Source organism: Streptomyces boncukensis (assembly GCF_011045075.1).
GTDB classification, from domain to species: Bacteria; Actinomycetota; Actinomycetes; order Streptomycetales; family Streptomycetaceae; genus Streptomyces; species Streptomyces boncukensis.
The window spans coordinates 1-1684 of the sequence record NZ_JAAKZZ010000904.1 but is presented as its reverse complement, the minus strand read 5'-3'; the positions used below and the strand labels follow the sequence as shown (position 1 = coordinate 1684).

At 75.2% G+C, this 1684-nt stretch carries 1 protein-coding gene; it reads right to left on the bottom strand.

The annotated features are described in order from the left end of the window. Positions 1-1684 (bottom strand): polyketide synthase dehydratase domain-containing protein (locus G5C65_RS36850; RefSeq protein WP_165303391.1); only part of this gene is annotated, 1684 nt, incomplete at both ends.

Below are 1684 nucleotides of genomic sequence, written 5' to 3'. Positions count from 1 at the left end.
CGCCAGCTCCACCAGCCCGAACCACGCCGTCGAGAACACCACCGGGACCGCGGCGGCAGCACGCCAGCTCCAGCCCTCCGGGATCCCCACCACCATGCGGGCGTCGGCCACCGCCACGGACCCGAACGCGCCCTCGAAGAGGCCCATGACCTCATCGCCCGCGCTCAGACGGGTCACCTCGGCGCCGACCTCCAGCACCACGCCCGCACCCTCGCTGCCCAGCCCTGTCTGGCCGGGCGCCATCCCCAGACCCACCAGCACATCGCGGAAGTTGACGCCCGCCGCGCGCACCGCGATCCGCACCTGCCCCGGCTCCAGGGGCTCCAGCACCTCCGGACAGGGCAGAGCGGAAATGTTCTCCAGTGTGGCCGTGCCCGTGGTGCCCAGGCACCACGGGCCCTCGCGGGGGATCTCCAGCTCACCGCCATCGTCGGCGCGCACCAGACGGGGCACCAGCGCCCGGCCGTCGCGCACCGCCAGCTGCGGCTCGTCGGCGGCCACCGCCCGCAGCACCGCCTCGGCCACGCCGTCGCTCGTCAGCTCGGTGTCGGGGCCGAGGTCGAGGAGGTGGAACCGGTCCGGGTTCTCCGACTGGGCACTGCGCACCAGCCCCCAGACCCCGGCAGCGGCCGGATCCACATCGCTGCCGTCCCCGTCCACGGCGTTGGCCCCCCGCACCGCCACGACCAGACGCGTCTCGCCGAGCCGGGACTCGGCCAGCCAGCTCTGCACCAGGGTGAGGGCGTCCTGGGCCGCGCGCAGGCCGTCCTCGTGCGAGGCGGGCGAGCCGTGGTCGGATACGGCGAGGCGGGTGAGTACCGCTGTCGGGGCGGGCTCGCCCGCCCCGATCGCGCCTGCCAGGGCTTCGAGGTCCGGGTAGTGGCACGGGGAGTGGTCCGGGGAGTGGGAGCCGCTCGCCGACTCCGGTACGGCGCCCCGGCCTGCTCCGGCTCCCAGCACCGCCCACGTGCCCTCGGCCCCGTACGGTTCCGGCAGCGGAGTCCAGTCGACGGCGAACAGCCCGTCCGTGTCCTGGCCGCCGCCACGCGCGGCCTGTAGCTGGGCGGGCTCGGCGGCGCGCATGACGACCGACTCGGCGTTGAGGACCGGAGCACCCACGGCGTCGGCCAGCACGACCCGTACGCCCAGCTCCCCTTCCTCGCCCCCGCCGTCCTGGAGCGGGGTCAGACGAACCCGGAGGGTGGTCGCGCCGGAGGCGTGGAGCGAGACCCGGGTCCAGGAGAACGGCAGCCAGATCTGTCCCGTCTCCTCCGCGTCGGAGTCCTGTCCGAGCAGGAACGCCGGGTGCAGCGCCGCGTCCAGGAGCGCGGGATGGATGCCGTAGCCGTCCGGCTCTCCGGCGGCTTCGGGAAGCTCCACCTCGGCCAGCAGATCCGGCCCGTCCCGCCACAGGGCACGCACTCCCTGGAATGCCGGGCCATACGCATAGCCCGCCGCACCGGCCCGCTCGTAGAACCCCTCGACGTCCACCGCCTCCGCAGCCGCCGGAGGCCAGGCCCCCTCCGCTCCCAGCGCGGGCGCCCACGCCGACTCCCGGCCCCCGAGCGTGCCCGCCGCATGACACACCCACGAGCCCTCGCCGGACCCCTCCTCCTCAGCACGCGAGTACACCTGCACCTCGCGCCGTCCGTCCGCGTCCGCCGCTCCCACCACCACCTGCACC